Below are 15,541 nucleotides of genomic sequence, written 5' to 3'. Positions count from 1 at the left end.
TCTTAGAAGTTGCCTTTGAATTGCACCCCAAATTGACGTGGCTCATTAATGAAGCCCGTGCGATTGTTGAAGTCGATGGCGCCCGTGATACGCTGGGTGTCGGTGATGTTGCGGCCGAACGCGGCCACTTCATACTTGCCGGCATCCCAGGTGTAACCCACGCGCAAGCCGCCTTCGACCATCGGCTTGCCGGTGAACTCGGTTGCCTCATACAGGAAGAAGTTGATCTTGCTGCGGTAAGCCCAATCTGTGAAGACGAAGAATTCGCCGTTTTCCATCGGGATCGAATAACGGCCCGTGGCGGTGATCGTCCACTTCGGCGCTTGCGGCAATGGATTGCCGTCGATGATGGCACGGTTGCCGGTGGTCAGCGGGTCCGTCACGGTGCAACGCGTTTGCGCGCAGGTGGCGATCGACAGGCTCGGGTCCTTGATTTCCGTGAAGTTGTAGCTGCCGCCCAGCGACATCTTCAGGCTCGGCGTGACAAAGCCTTCCAGTTCCAGCTCGGCGCCGCGGCCGTTCGTCTTGGCTGCATTGATCAGGCGCGTGATATTCGACGTGCCGCCCACCACCGTCAGTTGCTGGTTTTTCACCTGGTAGTCATACACGCTGAACGCGACGCGGGCGCGGCGGTTGAACAAATCGGCCTTGATACCGGCTTCGTACGAAGTGATGGTTTCCGCATCGGCAACTGTCACGGACACCTTGTCGCTGGCCGGGGCGATACTTGGCGCGCGGAAACCAGTGGCGATACGGGCGTAGAAGTTCACGTCCTTGTTGTATTTATAGGTGCCGCTCAAGTCCCAGTTGACCTTGGCTTTGCTGACATCGGCGCTGGTCGGGTTGACCTGCACGATGTTGGTCGCTTCCACCGTGTTGAAATCTTTCTTGTCCTTGGTGTAGCGCAAACCGGCGCGCAGCATGAAGTCATCGTTGACGGCGTAGTTGACGGAACCGAACGTGGCCCAGGCCGAGTTCTTCTGGCGGCTGGCCAGGTGCGTGGTCAGCACGTGCGTGTCGGTATCGAAGTTGTCGGTGAAACCGTTGGCATCTTCGTTGAAGTAGTACACGCCTGCCTGCCAGTTCAGCGGACCGGCATTTTTCGATTCGGCGCGGAACTCCTGCGAGTATTGTTTCACGCTGGTGATGCCGCCGGCCGTTTCAACCTGGAAAGGAATGAAGCCGGGGCCCGTCGGCGTGCCGCCGTCGATGTCGCCATGCGACACGTAACTGCCGACCTGTTCAAAGCCGGTGATCGAGTACAACTTGACGCCGTCCAGGTCCCAGCTCAGGCGGGCGCTGGCGCCGTTGGTGCGCAGACGCTGGAAATTCGGCGCATTCGTGAACGACTTGTTCGGGTCGAAACCGTCGACGATGTCGTTCGTGCCCTGCTTGATCATGTTGGCGTAGAAAACGCGCGCGCTGCCCGTGGTGTTGCGCTGGTGCACATTGAACAGGGCGTTGAACGTGGTGTTCGGTGCGTACAGCAATTGCACGCGTTCAGCATGTTCGTTGTAGCCGTCCAGCGCGTTTTTCTGGCCCGTAAATGTGTTGTCGACGTAATCGTCGCGGTGCTGGCGCAGGGTCGAGAAGCGCAGCGCCCATTCTTTGCTCAGCGGCACGTTGACGGCGCCGTCGAAGTTGGTCGTGTTGTGCGTGGCGGCGGAAACGTTGTAATAGCCTTCAACCTTGTCCAGCTTCGGCTTGACGGATTCGAACTTGACCACGCCGGCCGGCGTATTGCGGCCGAACAAGGTGCCTTGCGGGCCGCGCAGTACTTCCACGCCAGCCACGTCGAAAATCGGATAGCCCTTGAGGATGGGATTTTCTTGCACGACATCGTCGTAAATCAGGGAAACAGGTTGCGATGCAAAGATGTTGAAGTCGGTATTGCCGTAGCCGCGGATGTAGAAGCGGGGGAAGGTGCGGCCATTCGACGATTCCACGTTCAGGCTCGGCACTTTGCCGGCCAGCACGCGGATATCCTGGCCGCTGGACACGAGCACGTCGAGCTTCTCGTCGCGCAGCAGCGACACGGAGACGGGCACGTCGCGGATATTTTCCTTGCGGCGCTGTGCCGTCACGGTCACGGTTTCCAGCTGGCTGGCGGCAGGGGTCGTATCAGCAGCGACTTCATCAGCATAAGCCGAGCCGATAGGCAAGGCAGCGGACAGTGCCAGCATAGCAGCGCTTTTGGCGCACAAACGCTTGTGCATCTTGGACATCTTGATCATGTGGTTTCCCAGAAGTTTAAAAAAAGAATTGCGAAATCTGTCTTTCTTGCAACCTGTCTCCGGGTTATATACGGCGCTGGACGATCGTTTGCACCATCACGGTGCAGCAGCGCGAGCGGATGTTCCCCCGCTCTCGGCGTCACTGGCTCTGTCCTGGCTGTCACTGAAGTTGACAGCGGTTCCGGCCGCATCTCTCGGATGTCTGATGAACACCAACTTTTAAGTAAGGCGCCAATTTAATTCAAGCGGCTTATGCGCTGCAAGAATATTGTTATGTAAAATATTTATTCACCAACATAAAAGCCTGACTAGTGGTTATTCAGCCACAATACGCTCAGGAGCTTGCTGTTTTGCCCATTTTCCGGCCCTGGCGCCGCCATTGCGCCGCGGCGGCGAAATGCTGCCTGCAAGACAGGCTCCGGCCGGTATTTGACTGTAATATCGCCATACTTGAGCTTGCCGTGCTGCCCCATCCCAGTGCAGCGGCGGCGCGCCGCACCATTGCCGACCTTATCCATGCCAGAACCGAGCCAGCACAGCCACGACATCATTTCCTCCCCCGCCGCCGCGCAGGCCGCGCATAGGCTGCTGGGCGCCCATTGCGACATCGTCTGGAGCACGAAAACCTTCGGCCAGTTCGATACCGACCAGCCGTCCTGGCGCGCCTTCACGGGCCAGACGGAAGCCGAACTGCGGGGCCGCGGCTGGCTCAATGCCCTGCATCCGGACGACCGCAACTTGCCTTACGTCATGCCGTCGCATCTGACGACCGTGTTCGAGGCGGAATACCGGCTGCGCCACGTCAGCGGCAGCTACCGCAACATGCTCGTGCGCATGCTGCCCGTGCTGGCGCCCGACGGCAGCATCGTTGAATGGCTGGGCTCGCATTGCGACGTGACGCAGCAGCGGCAGACGGAACAGCGGCTGCGCCTGGCCATGCAGGGCGGCCGCATGGGCACGTGGGAGATCGACCTGGGCAGCGGCAGTATGGCCGGCTCCGATGCGTTCAAGGCCAATCTGGGCCTGCCACCTGACAGCCACATCGATTATGCGCAGCTGACCGGTGCCATGCTCGACGGCGATCTGCAGCAATGGCAAGCGGTGGTGCACGCAGCCATTGCCAGCGCCAGCGATTTCGAGATCGATATCCGCGTGCGCTGGCCCGATGGCGCGCTGCACTGGGCGCACATGCGCGGCACCTGCGCCAGCGACGGCGCCGGCAATGTGATCGCCCTGTCCGGCATCTCGCTCGACCTGACGGCCAGCAAGCAGAACGAGGAAACCCTGCGCCTGACCCTGGCGGCCGGCGAAGTGGCCACCTGGAACTGGGACATCGTTGCCGACCGCGTGACGGCCGACAGCAATATGGCGCGCCTGTTCCCCGTCAATGCCGATGCGACCACGGCGGCGCCGTTGGCGCGCTACCTGGACATCATCCATCCCGATGACCGCGAGCAAGTCAGCGCTCAAATTGCCCAGGCGCTGCACGCGCACGCGCCGTTCGAGGCCAGCTACCGCGTCGCTGCCGGCGATGGCCAGTACCGCTCGGTCATCGCGCGGGGCCGCGCGGAATATGCGCCCGATGGCACCCCCTTGCAATTGCCCGGCGTGCTGCTCGACATCACGCGCCAGAAACAGGTGGAAGATGCGCTACGGCGCAGCGAGGAACGCTATCGCACTCTGATCGAGCTGATGGACCAGGCCTTTTGCGTCATTGAAATGCTGTACGACGAGCAGGGCCGCCCCGTGGACTTCCGCTACCTGGAAGGCAACGCCGCCTTCGTCAAGCAGTCGGGCCTCGACAATGCCATCGGCAAGACCATCCGCAGCTTCGTGCCCGACCATGACCAGCACTGGTTCGACCTGTACGACCAGGTCGTCAAGACGGGCGAGCCCGTGCGCTACGAAAACGAAGCCGCGGCCATGGAACGCTGGTTCGAAGTTTTTGCGGCGCGCCTCGGCGGCCCCGGCAGCCGCCTGCTGACGGTGCTGTTCAGCGACATCAGCGAGCGCAAGCGCTCGGAACAGCAGCTGCGCCAGCTGGCCGATAACCTGTCCGAGATGGACCGGCGCAAGACGGAATTCCTCGCCACCCTGGCGCACGAACTGCGCAACCCGCTGGCACCGATCCGCAACGGCTTGCAAATCATGCGCCTGGCCGCCGACAAGCCCGCCACCGTGGCGAGAGTGCGCGACGTGATGGAGCGGCAAGTCAATCAGATGGTGCACCTGGTCAACGACTTGCTGGACGTGGCGCGCATCACGCGGGGCCAGATCGAACTCAAGCTCGAACGCACGGACTTGAAAACCATCATCGCCAGCGCCGTGGAAACGAGCATGCCGCTGATCGAAGCGAACCATCACCTGTTGCAGGTGAAGCTCGACGAGCAGGCGTTGCCGCTCGAGGCCGACCCCACGCGGCTGGCGCAAGTGCTGGGCAACTTACTCAACAATGCCGCCAAGTACACGCCCGCCGGCGGCCACATCGCCTTGCGCGCGGTACGCGACGGCAACGAGGTCTTGATCGAGGTGGAAGACAGCGGCATGGGCATTCCCGCCGAATCGATCGCCACCGTCTTCGACATGTTTACCCAGGTGGGCCAAAACATGGGCCGCGCCCAGGGCGGCCTGGGCATCGGCCTGTCGCTGGTGCGGCGCCTGGCAGAGTTGCATGGAGGCAGCGCCACGGCGGCCAGTCCCGGCGCCGGCCTGGGCAGCACATTTACCGTGCGCCTGCCGCTGCTGAAGGAGGAAGCCAACGCCCCCGCCGCACTGGACGCGCCCGCCCCCGCCGCCAGCGCCCGCCATTTCCGCGTGCTGGTGGTCGACGACAATGTCGATGCGGCCGAAACCCTTGCCGCCGTGCTCGACATGATGGGCCATGCCACGCACGTAGCCCACGATGGCGCGCAGGCCTTGGCCGTGGCGCCGCAATTCTTGCCTGACGTCATCTTCCTCGATATCGGGCTGCCCGGCATGAACGGCTACGAAGTGGCGCGCGCGCTGCGCCGGATACCGGCCGGCGCCAAGGTCGTGCTCGTTGCCTTGACGGGCTGGGGCGCCGAAAACGACCGCAGTCAATCGAGCGCGGCCGGTTTCGACCACCATTTGACCAAGCCGGCCAACCTGCTCGCCATCGGCGAACTGCTGGCCACCCTTTCCACTCCAAAAATAGCTACAGACCATGACTGACTCCCCGAACCACGTCCGCCGCACCCTCCTGCTGGCCGCCGGCACTACCCTGCTGTGCCCGGCACCGCTGCTGTTTGCCGCACCCGCCACCAGCATCGCCGCCGCCCACACGCAACTGGCCGCGCTGGAACAGGCCGCCGGCGGACGCCTCGGCGTTGCCGCCTGGCGCCAGGGCAGCGAACTGCGCGTTGCCTACCGCGCCGACGAACGCTTCCCCCTGGCCAGCACCTTCAAGGCCATGCTGGCGGCCGCCGTGCTGGCCCGCAGCGTCAGCCAGCCAGGCTTGCTGGAACAGCTCGTGCGTTACGAGAAAAAAGAACTGGTCACCTATTCGCCCATCACGGAAAAGCATCTGGCCGATGGCATGCGCGTGGCCGAGCTGTGCGCCGCCACCTTGCAGTACAGCGACAATAGCGCGGCCAATTTCCTGATGAAAATATTGGGCGGGCCGCAAGCCGTGACGGCGTTTGCACGCAGCATCGGCAACACGGTATTCCAGCTGGAACGCTGGGAAACGGAACTCAATAGCGCCATCCCCGGCGAAGTGCGCGACACGGCCAGCCCTGCGTCGATGGCGCACAGCTTGCAACAAGTGTTATTGGAAAATAGCTTGCCAGCGCAGCAGCGCCAGCAACTGGCCACATGGATGCGCGGCAACACCACGGGCGACAAACGCATCCGCGCCGGCGTGCCGGCCGGCTGGCAAGTGGCCGATAAAACGGGCTCGGGCGCCTACGGCAGCGTCAACGACATCGGCGTGGCCTACCCGCCCAGCGGCGCGCCGCTGCTCATCGCCGTGTACTACACGCGCGAACAGAAAAACGCGGACACCAACCAGGACATCATCACGGCCGCCACGCGCATCGTGACGGCCGCATTGGTGTAATTACTTGGGCAGGGCGGCCATAAAGCCGGCATAAGTCGACCAGGCGGGATCGGCCGCGCTGCGGATTTCAATCGGAAATTTCGGGCGCGAGGCCAGCGCCGTGTTCAGGCGATTGAAGAATTCTTCACCCGACTGCGTGTAATAAATCCATTCACGCAAGTTTTCACCCGTCGACACGAGCGCCAGGGTGGCGAAGCCGTCTTCTTCCACCACGGGCGCCAGCGCCGCTTCCAGCTCCTCCATGTGCTCGCGCTCGTTCGGCGCGGGCATGCCCGTTTCATCTTCATAACGCCAGGCGATGATGATGCGGTCCGGCTGCGACGACAGGTCCCAGTCGTCATGGAAGGTGTCGACATAGCGGTAGATGATGGCCATCTCGTCGCTATGCGTGACGATGGTGCCCCAGCTGCGGGCGGAAGTGGAATTTTCGTTCATGGTTGCAATAGTCAAAAAATAAATCGAGGGAGCGCAGCTTACAGCACTGGCGGGCAAGTCACATTCCAGGCGTCATACTGGGCGCCGCTCTTGCGCAGCCAGACGCGGGTGTAGCTGTCGCGGTCGCTCTTGAACACCAGCGCGTAGCGCTCTTCGGCGCGCGGGGCGGCGGCGCCCACGTCGACGGCTGCCAGCGTAAATTTCAGCGCCCGTAGCGGCGCGCAGGCCGTGTTACCCGCCATCAATAATCGCGCCCGCTCCAGCAACGGCTTTTGGTACAGCAACACGCCTTCCAGTTCCACATCGGGAATCCGTTGCAGCATGCGCACGGGTTCGGCCACCGCGCGGCAGGTGCCACGGTCGAGCCAGGCGTAATACTCCATGCCCGCCTCCTGCCAGCGCGCCTGCTTGCCTTCGCCATGCAGCACGAACTTGGTGCGCTGCGTCCGGCACAGCGCGCCATGGCCGCGATACGGCGGCGTTTCCACGCTGCCCACCACTTCGCGGCCGCGGCCGCCGACCACGGGCACGCTCTCGAACACGGTGCGCGTGGCCGGCTCGCCCGGATATTGCTGCGCATAAAACTCCAGCAAGGACGCGCGCTGCTGCGCATCCACCGCCACCGCCTCGGCGGCACTGGCAGAGAGACACGCGGCCGACATTACACACAGCGCCAAGGGGCGCACCAAATATCCTGGCATGGCATTCCTTCAATCGACGTTCAGAGGCGGGTATCGCCCAAGCGCCGATTATATAGTTAGCAGGAAATACCGGGAGGACGCGGCGTCAGGACGTGTGGAAGTTGACGCCGCCAGCCAGCAGCTTGGCGCCGCAAGTGGTGGTATCGCCTTCGAAGGCGATGGCGATGCCGTTGATGCTATGCCGGGACGAGCCGCTGGCAATCTTGCAGCCTTGGTGCCCCTTGATGGGGCAACTGCACAAGTCCCCGACGCAGGCGACAGCGATACCATTGACCGTGAAGTGCGTGGCGGCACAACTGAGCACCTTGCCGCCATGCGACGTTGCGTCGCCCAAACGGATGACTTTGCGCATGCTACCTCCCGTTCTACTTGCCCGCCGAGCTTTCCAGGATGGCTTCCACCGATGGCGCCACGTAGTTGGCCGGATCGACGGCCGGCGTGATGCGGCTGCGGAAGATATCGCCATTGGCATCCTGCTGCTGGCGTTTGGCATCCGATGGTGGCGTAATAAAAATGATGCTGGCCTCATTGCTGTCGCGTAAATTAATTGCCGCACTGGCGCCCCCATCGCGATAACTGCCCATCACGCCGATGGCTATCTGCATGAACCACGTGGCCGCGCCCGTGTTGCCCAGGCGAAGATCGGTATTGATGAACTGCATGCTCTTGCTGCTGTCGATTTCGGGGCCACCCTGTGCCGCATAGTCATGCAGCATGCTTTCCAACATCAGTAACTGCTCCGGCTGGTTTCCCGTGCCGGCCACGATGCGCGCAGGCCCCTTGCCGCGCTCGGCTTCCGGCAAGGTCTGCAGCGCTTGCCGCCAGCCCGCGTTAAAAATATTCTGGCGCGCATCGCGCCGCGTGACGGGCTTGCCTTCCTCATCCGCGAACTTGACGAACACGGGCCTGTGCACGAATCCAAACGAAGGCAATCGGTCGAAGGTTTCCATCTGTTCCCGGTTCCACGGAATGGGGAACCACGGCGTCGGCTTCCAGTCGCGCGGCGGACGATTTTCCCAGGGATTGAGCTTGTCGAAGGTGTGCAAGCCGACGCCACGGATGTCGGGCCGCTGGGCGAAAGCAGCGGCAGCGGCGAGCCATTCGGCGACGGTGGGTTGGCGAGGTATGGGAGCAAATTCCGCTCCTAGTTCCTTATCTGGTTTCGCCAGAGATTCCATCAATTGATAATACATCGCTCTGAATTGCTCTTGTACGAACTTATTTCCGGGATCGTCCCATATCGCTGGCCGCAAAAAATCAACACGTTCGCGCCGTGCCAGGATAAATACTGCCGTGGCATCAGGCATATCAGGAATGAAATATCCGTTTACCAATTTCCTTGCAGTGCCTGGCTTCCGGTTGCCATCCCGCGTGCCAACACTGTCCTCGGAATGTAAAACGATGTAGGGTACATCAGGATGCCTATCGAAAAAATCAAACACATCAATCAGCAATTGGTCAGGATGCTCATCCAGCTTCCAGGAAGCAATCGAAAACAAGTGCCAAGCCATTCCAGATGTGCCAGCGCCAGCCACGAGTCCCGCCATCGGCTCAGTTAAGCTCGGTTGTGCCGCCGGGTCAAGGATGGGAGTACCTGCATAGAACGATGGCAGCCCCCAGTATAATGGGGTAAAATTTACACCATTTTCCAGCGCGTCATAGGCCCTGCTGCCACCTTCCCCGTCCTTGTCATCGCCCGTCCACGGGTATTTCTTGGGATCTTGTTCGCGTATGCTGGTGTAAGCACTTCCTTTTTGCAAGGCCTCCCACAATTTGCCCTGACGATATTTATCCAGCGTCACTCCCAATCCGATCACTTCCAGCACGTACTCTTGCTCTGGCTCCATAGGTTTCTTTGGCTGTTGCGCCTGCAACTGTGACGCAATTTCACGCGCCTGGCTCTTCGATAAGGCACTGAGCCATAACAAACCAAAAAATAAAATTACAACAACTATTGATATTCCCAACCAACGAAGCGTCATCATGATTATCACCTTTCGGCCTGCAGTTTCGAAGGAACAATAGTCGGAAGAAAATTATTACCGACGGGGCTACGACAATCCATTTATTTCGCTTTTTTTCAGTCACTATTTTTGTATTTTTTGTTTGTGACACTACAATTTTCCACAATGGCCCTGATAGCAAGGGTAATCCTGCGGGCAAAACTCCAGTGTTGTAATAGTTAATGGTGCCATTGATCACGGCACTTCTCCAGGCAGGCTCGACGGACAAATATGGCGCAAACTCCAATATGAACTTTTCTTTTATCCGTATTCCATTGCGCCCTTTTTCATTGCTCTTTAGGTTCTTCACCCGCCAATCCGCCACCGCAAATAAATACGCATAAAACTGCGGATCCGAACTAGCCTTGCCGCTGCCAATCGCCACGTCATACGCGGTCACTTGACTATGATTCTTCGCGCTACCGATAATAGAACTATGAAAAGACTTGGCGCTGACCTCCCGCTGCCAGCGCAAGCGGGCCTCATTCGGGCTTTCCTGGATGGTTGCCAAGACATTTCCGTCCGTGTAGCGGGTGGCTGCAATGACGTTGCGTTGATCGAGCGGCCCTTTGCCATCGAGTTTCTTTTCCTTGTTATAGGCAGTCGTCATCAAGGCTAATTCGGCCCCGCGTATAGCTTCATCGCGCTCTGGAAAGCGGCGATAGCCGGCCGGATCCGGGCGATCCTCGACGCTTGTGTACAGGCCGCTTCCGCTGGTAAGTGCTACTGATGCATCGCAGGGATCGACTTCTTCCACAGGTCCCTGATCTTCAGGTTTACGGTTTCGCATCATCGAAGTTTTGGGAATATTGGGCGAATCGATTTGCGAGGTGCCGCGCAAATCGGCCGGCACCGGCTGTTTCAATGCTTCGCCAGTGATGGTGCGTATGCCATTACGCTGTTCCGTCTTGCTCAACCTGGTATTGATAGGCCAAGCCACCGCCTTGTGTTGCGCACGATATTTTCGTAATGAAACATCAACGTGTGCCTGTTCGCTTTCTGTTGTAAGACGCAGTGGAAAGTCAAAAGGCGGCGGCTTGCCTACCAACGACACCGTGGTCTTTCCAGTGGCCGGATCCAGCCTGGTCTTGTTGCTGAATATCCGCTGATAAAATCTGCCGCCCAGTTCCGCCAGTGCATTGCGTACCTGCTCGCGTTCCACGATGCGGGAATGTCCAGTAAAAACGCTGTTTCCATCAATGCTGGAAGTTTCCTCTTCCTCCATGAGTTCACTTCCCGATGCATAATCCGGTACGCCATCCCACCCCATGCCCTGGATATTATCCAGTGCCACCGTCATGTCTTCGGGACAAAAATACAGATAAACTTTGCGGCGATTGTCGCGGTCGTCGGCACTCTGCCAGCGGCTGCCGACCATGCCACGATGTTCGTCCTTCTTCAAGTCGGCAAACGGCGGCTGGCAGGCCTGGCCAGTGCCCTTTGCCACACAGGCCACGATATTCGCCAAAGTCTTCAGGCGCGCTCCCATGGTCTGCGCACCACTGAGCAAATGGTAATAAGGCTTCATCGCCGCATCCTCGCCGCCGTCGAACCAGGCGGCGCCTCGCATCAGCAGAGGCAGGCTGTCCACCAGGCTGTACGGCGGATGCGTGAGTATCAAATTATCGGCCGGCGCCAGCCCCTTTTCCATCAGCATGGCTTGGGCCAGCAGCGACAGCAGGCAACCCTGGCTGTGCGCGACGATGCTGACAGTATCGTCAGCATCATAATCGCGGATCATGGAAATCAGTGCGGCCAGACGCTGGGCCGCCAATACCATGTACATGCGGCCAGGCGCCGTCCTCAATGGACGCAAGGCATCGCCCATGGGATCCGCAGGCGCATAGATACCCGGACGCCACATGTCGGGCAAGCTGCTGGTGGCGTTGCCGAAGGGACCGCCTTCCTTGGACAGGTCCTTGTCGAGGCGGTTGCCGTAGCGGTCAACAAACTGGCCGTTGATCGTTTTGCATTTCACTCCCACTTCACGGTAGCCCCAGTAAAACGGGATCACGGGGCTGTTGGTATCCTTGGCGATAGTGCGCTTGAAGAACACGGCGTCGGGATCGTCTTCCAGCCTGTCCTTGTCCGCCGCCACAGGCATGCGGTAAGAAGCTGGCGTAAAGCCGCGGCCCAGCCTTTGCGTCAATCCCTCGCACAAGCCGTGCTCCACCGCCTTGTAGCTGACGCCCACATCGTTGACACCGTGAATAACGATGATATTACCCGGCAAGTTGCGGCGTATTTTCACCTTCTTGCAGACGCTGCGTTCGCAATGCAGGAGCGTCACGTCTTCGCCCACCACGTACGGCACTTTCGGATAGCTGCCCATTGCACTCTCCTGGCGTCATCAATCCTTGTTGTTGAACACTTCGATGGCGGCCAGGTGCATGGCCGCGCGCTCCAGCACCTCCGTCTTGCCGTCCCCGTCGCTGCGGCCATCGGCCGACGAGCCATCTTCCAGCTTCACGGCAAACTGGACTTGCGGCGCCAGCTGGGGGGCTGGCGGCACGCCATCGACGGGACTGTCGTCGCCCTCATATTGAAAGATGAATTGCTGATCGGCCTTGCCTTCGGCAAAGCTTGGCAATTGCACTGCCATGCTCTGCGGGTCATTGAAGACGAAATTGGGTGCATTGAAGTTCAGTGGCGACTTGCTGCCAAAGGTGATGCCGTCGCCGATGCGGATGAAAGCGCCATGCTTGGAAATCAACACAATTTCATCGGCCATGCCCGTCAGCTTGCCCTCGCTGGCGGTGAGCTTCAAATTTTTCGCCGCGTTGAGGTCCATGTCGTCATGCTGGCTTTGCAGCAGGAACTTGCCATGGTGGGCGATGGCGCGGATGCCATCCGCATGGGCAAACAGCGAAATGCCCTTGCCCGCGTTCACACTGTAGCGCTGGCCCGCCACCGCTTGCAGATGCTGCTGCGCCACCGTATCGATGCTGCCGGCGGCATAGCTGATGATGGCCTTCGAACTGGCAAAGCTGATGCCGGCCGGCGCCGTGACGGCAATCGCCGCCGCACCGCCCAGCTCGGCACGGGGCTGCGTATTGCTGCCGCCTTCCCAGCTTTTCAAGCTGTGCTGCAGCTCCTGCTGCGCTTCATCCGTATTCTCCAGCGCCTGATGCGTGGCAGCATAGCTGCCCAGCGAGCGAAACAATTCCAGGCAATTTTCCATCAGCCCCAGATATTCGCTGCGTGCCATGTGCCCGCCGTCGCCGTTCAGGCGCTTCCAGGCCGAAATCAGCATGCCCTTGCCCGCCCGCATTGCCAGTTGCTCATCGGTACGCAGCTCGGCGCCCTCGCCGCGCGCCTCTCCCTGGCCATTGCGCCGGTCCTGCGTCAGCCAGCCCAGGTTGAGCTGGGTGGAGCCATGGTCGCTGGCAAGCTGGGCATTGATTTGCCCATGCACATCATCGAAACGCAGCTGGTTGCCACGTGTGCCCTTGATCTCGCGGCTCTTGATGCCGGACAAATAACGGTTGCCGGGCAAGTCGCCCGCCTTGCTCAATGCGATCGGCAACGCACTGTGGTTGTACAGCTGTCCCACGATGATGGGCCGGTCCGGGTCGCCGCCGAGGAAAGCCAGCAGGACTTCGCTGCCCACGCGGGGCAAGCCCAGATAGCCGCCTGCTGCATGCTGCCAGGCCCGCTTCCCGCCCAGCTCGACGCGACTCTTACCCAGGCCGAATCGGCATCCGTGTCGGAAGCGCCCGTGCCGCCTGCATGCTCATGGTCCACCTTGCGCGTGGCGGGAAAGCGCACCTTGACCCGGCCCATGGCGTCGCAATGAACCTCTTCATTCGCCGGCCCCACCACCACGGCGCTTTGCATGGTAACTGGCGGCAGGTCGATGCGCGTGTCGTAGGCCGGAACGATGGCCACGCCGCGCCGCACAGCGCTCAATTCGATATGCATGCGCAAGGGGCCATCGTCCACCGCCGTCGCCAGTTCGCGCTGCGGCAGCGATGCATCATCGGCCTGCCAGCGATTGCGCGCGAACAAACGCGCCACCCTGGCGGCCAGTTCCCGGGGTAAATTATTCTGCGCCGCCACCTGTAGCGCCGTCACGACAAAATCGCGCTCGGCCGGCGGAAGTGCGTCGATATCGGGATGTTCGGCCAGGCTAAAGTATTCGCCCGGACACAGGTCGCGCACGCTGCCCTCGGCATGAAAACAATGGCTTTCGTAGTCATGCTGCTGCATGGCCAGCATGCCCAACTGGCACAAGGCATCATGATCGCTCCCCGCACGTGGCGGCAGCACGCGGTAATCATCGAGGCTGGCGGCAATGGCATTGCCATGCATGCCTTGCCGGCCCTGCCCCATGGCGTCGGCAGTCATGAACGGCCGCGCGCGTGGATGTTCCTCATTCCAGCTATGGCGCGTCACCTTGCCCACCTGCAACTTGCGGACTTCGTTCCACGACGTCAGGGTGTCGCGCTGTTCCGTCGCGCGGTCCGCGTGATAGCGCACGGTATCGGCCATGTTTTTCCGCAAGCCATCGGCATGGTTGAACAGCACCAGGGTATGTGCCGGCTCGGCATGCGCATCCGCATTGCCTTCCGCTCGAAAAAACCAGGCGACGCCGCTGCGCTTGAGCAGGCGCCGGACGAAGGCCGCATCGGACTCATTGTGCTGCATGACAAATTCGCGCTGTGGATACGTCTGTGCCTCGAAGAAATCGGCAAACACATACTGGAAGGCATGCCCCAGCACGGAATTGCTGCGTATCCATTCGTCGAGCAGGATCTTGATGATCTCGATATCCGTGAGGCGCCGGAAAACACGCGTATTGCAGCGCTTTTCCATGACGGCGAAGGCGTCCGTCAGCACCAGCTGATAGCTGGCCAGCGCGCCATCGCTGTCACCGGCACTCGCTTGCGTGACGAGGCCGCAGATGCTGCGCAACTTCCCCTGGTCGGTGACGATATCGATAGCGGCGGGTAAGGCGATGAAACTGCTCAGCGGCAAATCCGCATGCGTCGAGACGCACAGCACACGGTATTCGATCCCGCCACAGATGGCCTCGCTTCCGGCGACGCGCTGCGGTATCAGCGCACCGGCGGGCACCTTTGGGGATACGCCCAGGCGCAGGCGCAAGGGACGTTCGCCACCCGATATCGAATCATCACCGTCCATGGCGTTCTCCTCATTCTTACTTGCATTTAATCAAGCTGGAGAAACGACAATGCCATGGGACGGCAAGGAAATACTTGATATTTAGTAAGAATTCTCCAAGGTTCCCAATACTTCCATCAATCTTTGCCGCTTCGCCAGCAGGGTGGGATCAAACGCCGTCCACTGCTGCAGCCGCAACGCATACGCGGGCGCCATCATCCAGCCGAACACCTCCGCCTTGTCTTCCTCGGGGCCGTAGGCGGCGTACAGGCTCACCAGCCCGGGCTGCGGGTGGCCCAGGTTCTGGAAACCCTTGCCGTAGGCCGTGGCGCCGCCCTGGCCGTAGGCTGTGCCGGGCGGGTTCAGGGCCAGCCAGGCGGGGTCGCGGTAATAGAAATCGTTGAACAGCCGGTATTCGATGAAGTGGTAATACTCGTGGTGCACGCGCAGCTCCATGCCGGACGGACACAGGGCGGCCAGCAGGTTGTCGGCGTAGACGACGCTGTCGATGTCCGGCGCCGGCATGGCCAGGCGGCGCTGGCCGTCCACGCTCAAATCCTTCACCAGCACGACGTGGCGCAAGCCCGTGCGCGCGAAGACGCCGGCCGGGTAGCGCTCCATGGCTGGCAGGACGATGCTGAGCAGCAATTGCAGCCCGGCACGGTCTTGCGCCGAGTCCGTAAAGGCGTGCGCCTCGCTGCCGGGCATGGACAAGGTCCAGACGGGTGCCAGTTGCAGCGCCGCCAGGCGCGCCGTGGCGATGGCCTGCAATTGCGCCACGCTGGCGTCCTGTGGCGCGACGGGCGCATAACGCACGTTCCAGTCGCACTCGCTGCGCATGCTGTCTTGCTGGGCTGCACGCTCGAACGCTTGCAGGTCGGCCGCCGATGATGCGGACGGGCCGGCGCCGGCGCAAGCGGACAGCAATACAACGGCAAGACAGGACAGCAAACGGCAAGCAGGCAT

At 60.9% G+C, this 15,541-nt stretch carries 12 protein-coding genes; 2 read left to right on the top strand and 10 right to left on the bottom strand.

Annotated features, from left to right (window positions below; translation table 11 throughout):
* Positions 1-2: 2 nt before the first annotated feature.
* On the bottom strand, positions 3-2,234 hold the full coding sequence (locus IGS60_RS07930) for a TonB-dependent receptor (protein ID WP_230503601.1): 2,232 nt from the start codon (positions 2,232-2,234) through the stop codon (positions 3-5).
* A 308-nt stretch (positions 2,235-2,542) separates the two neighbouring features.
* Positions 2,543-2,752 (bottom strand): hypothetical protein, encoded by a 210-nt coding sequence (locus tag IGS60_RS07925; protein ID WP_230503599.1) that lies wholly within the window; start codon positions 2,750-2,752, stop codon positions 2,543-2,545.
* On the opposite strand from IGS60_RS07925, the gene IGS60_RS07920 reads away from it, so the two are divergent.
* Together IGS60_RS07920 and bla are read left to right on the top strand one after the other, a co-directional pair.
* On the top strand, positions 2,751-5,426 hold the full coding sequence (locus IGS60_RS07920) for a PAS domain-containing protein (protein ID WP_230503597.1): 2,676 nt from the start codon (positions 2,751-2,753) through the stop codon (positions 5,424-5,426). The two genes, IGS60_RS07925 and IGS60_RS07920, sit on opposite strands and share 2 nt — an antisense overlap.
* Complete coding sequence (bla, locus tag IGS60_RS07915) at positions 5,419-6,312, top strand: class A beta-lactamase (protein WP_230503595.1); 894 nt, start codon at positions 5,419-5,421, stop codon at positions 6,310-6,312. The genes IGS60_RS07920 and bla overlap by 8 nt, the downstream gene beginning before the upstream one ends.
* On the opposite strand, the gene IGS60_RS07910 is transcribed toward bla, so the two are convergent.
* The 8 genes from IGS60_RS07910 to IGS60_RS07875 form a co-directional block, all read right to left on the bottom strand.
* A complete protein-coding gene (locus IGS60_RS07910; RefSeq protein ID WP_070310540.1) occupies positions 6,313-6,747 on the bottom strand; it encodes a DUF695 domain-containing protein in 435 nt (144 codons plus the stop codon).
* 38 nt (positions 6,748-6,785) lie between these two features.
* Complete coding sequence (locus tag IGS60_RS07905) at positions 6,786-7,448, bottom strand: hypothetical protein (protein WP_230503594.1); 663 nt, start codon at positions 7,446-7,448, stop codon at positions 6,786-6,788.
* Positions 7,449-7,533: 85 nt separating this feature from the next.
* The gene (locus IGS60_RS07900) at positions 7,534-7,800 is read right to left on the bottom strand and encodes a PAAR domain-containing protein (protein ID WP_070310542.1); all 267 of its coding nucleotides are present in this window, start codon (positions 7,798-7,800) and stop codon (positions 7,534-7,536) included.
* 13 nt (positions 7,801-7,813) lie between these two features.
* Complete coding sequence (locus IGS60_RS07895; protein WP_230503592.1) at positions 7,814-9,433, bottom strand: DUF2875 family protein; 1,620 nt, start codon at positions 9,431-9,433, stop codon at positions 7,814-7,816.
* The gene (locus IGS60_RS07890) at positions 9,336-11,783 is read right to left on the bottom strand and encodes a DUF3274 domain-containing protein (RefSeq protein WP_230503590.1); all 2,448 of its coding nucleotides are present in this window, start codon (positions 11,781-11,783) and stop codon (positions 9,336-9,338) included. Before IGS60_RS07890 ends, IGS60_RS07895 begins: the two co-directional genes overlap by 98 nt.
* A gap of 18 nt (positions 11,784-11,801) precedes the next feature.
* Positions 11,802-13,061: a type VI secretion system Vgr family protein gene (locus IGS60_RS07885; RefSeq protein WP_230503588.1), complete on the bottom strand. Its 1,260-nt coding sequence runs from the start codon at positions 13,059-13,061 to the stop codon at positions 11,802-11,804.
* Positions 12,962-14,596 (bottom strand): type VI secretion system Vgr family protein, encoded by a 1,635-nt coding sequence (locus tag IGS60_RS07880; RefSeq protein ID WP_230503586.1) that lies wholly within the window; start codon positions 14,594-14,596, stop codon positions 12,962-12,964. The genes IGS60_RS07885 and IGS60_RS07880 overlap by 100 nt, the downstream gene beginning before the upstream one ends.
* 81 nt (positions 14,597-14,677) lie before the next feature.
* On the bottom strand, positions 14,678-15,541 hold the full coding sequence (locus IGS60_RS07875) for a hypothetical protein (RefSeq protein ID WP_230503584.1): 864 nt from the start codon (positions 15,539-15,541) through the stop codon (positions 14,678-14,680).

It is taken from the genome of Janthinobacterium sp. FW305-128, assembly GCF_020858135.1.
Classification (GTDB): Bacteria; Pseudomonadota; Gammaproteobacteria; order Burkholderiales; family Burkholderiaceae_D; genus Janthinobacterium.
The sequence above is the reverse complement of the archived record's forward strand: the minus strand, read 5'-3'. Positions and strand labels throughout refer to the sequence as shown.

Bases quoted from the DNA above. Each gene is read 5' to 3' on its own strand.
- IGS60_RS07930 (WP_230503601.1), bottom strand. From the start codon at position 2,234: ATGATCAAGATGTCCAAGATGCACAAGCGTTTGTGCGCCAAAAGCGCT.
- IGS60_RS07920 (WP_230503597.1), top strand. From the start codon at position 2,751: ATGCCAGAACCGAGCCAGCACAGCCACGACATCATTTCCTCCCCCGCC.
- IGS60_RS07925 (WP_230503599.1), bottom strand. From the start codon at position 2,752: ATGGATAAGGTCGGCAATGGTGCGGCGCGCCGCCGCTGCACTGGGATG.
- bla (WP_230503595.1), top strand. From the start codon at position 5,419: ATGACTGACTCCCCGAACCACGTCCGCCGCACCCTCCTGCTGGCCGCC.
- IGS60_RS07910 (WP_070310540.1), bottom strand. From the start codon at position 6,747: ATGAACGAAAATTCCACTTCCGCCCGCAGCTGGGGCACCATCGTCACG.
- IGS60_RS07905 (WP_230503594.1), bottom strand. From the start codon at position 7,448: ATGCCAGGATATTTGGTGCGCCCCTTGGCGCTGTGTGTAATGTCGGCC.
- IGS60_RS07900 (WP_070310542.1), bottom strand. From the start codon at position 7,800: ATGCGCAAAGTCATCCGTTTGGGCGACGCAACGTCGCATGGCGGCAAG.
- IGS60_RS07895 (WP_230503592.1), bottom strand. From the start codon at position 9,433: ATGATGACGCTTCGTTGGTTGGGAATATCAATAGTTGTTGTAATTTTA.
- IGS60_RS07890 (WP_230503590.1), bottom strand. From the start codon at position 11,783: ATGGGCAGCTATCCGAAAGTGCCGTACGTGGTGGGCGAAGACGTGACG.
- IGS60_RS07880 (WP_230503586.1), bottom strand. From the start codon at position 14,596: ATGGACGGTGATGATTCGATATCGGGTGGCGAACGTCCCTTGCGCCTG.
- IGS60_RS07875 (WP_230503584.1), bottom strand. From the start codon at position 15,541: ATGCCTGCTTGCCGTTTGCTGTCCTGTCTTGCCGTTGTATTGCTGTCC.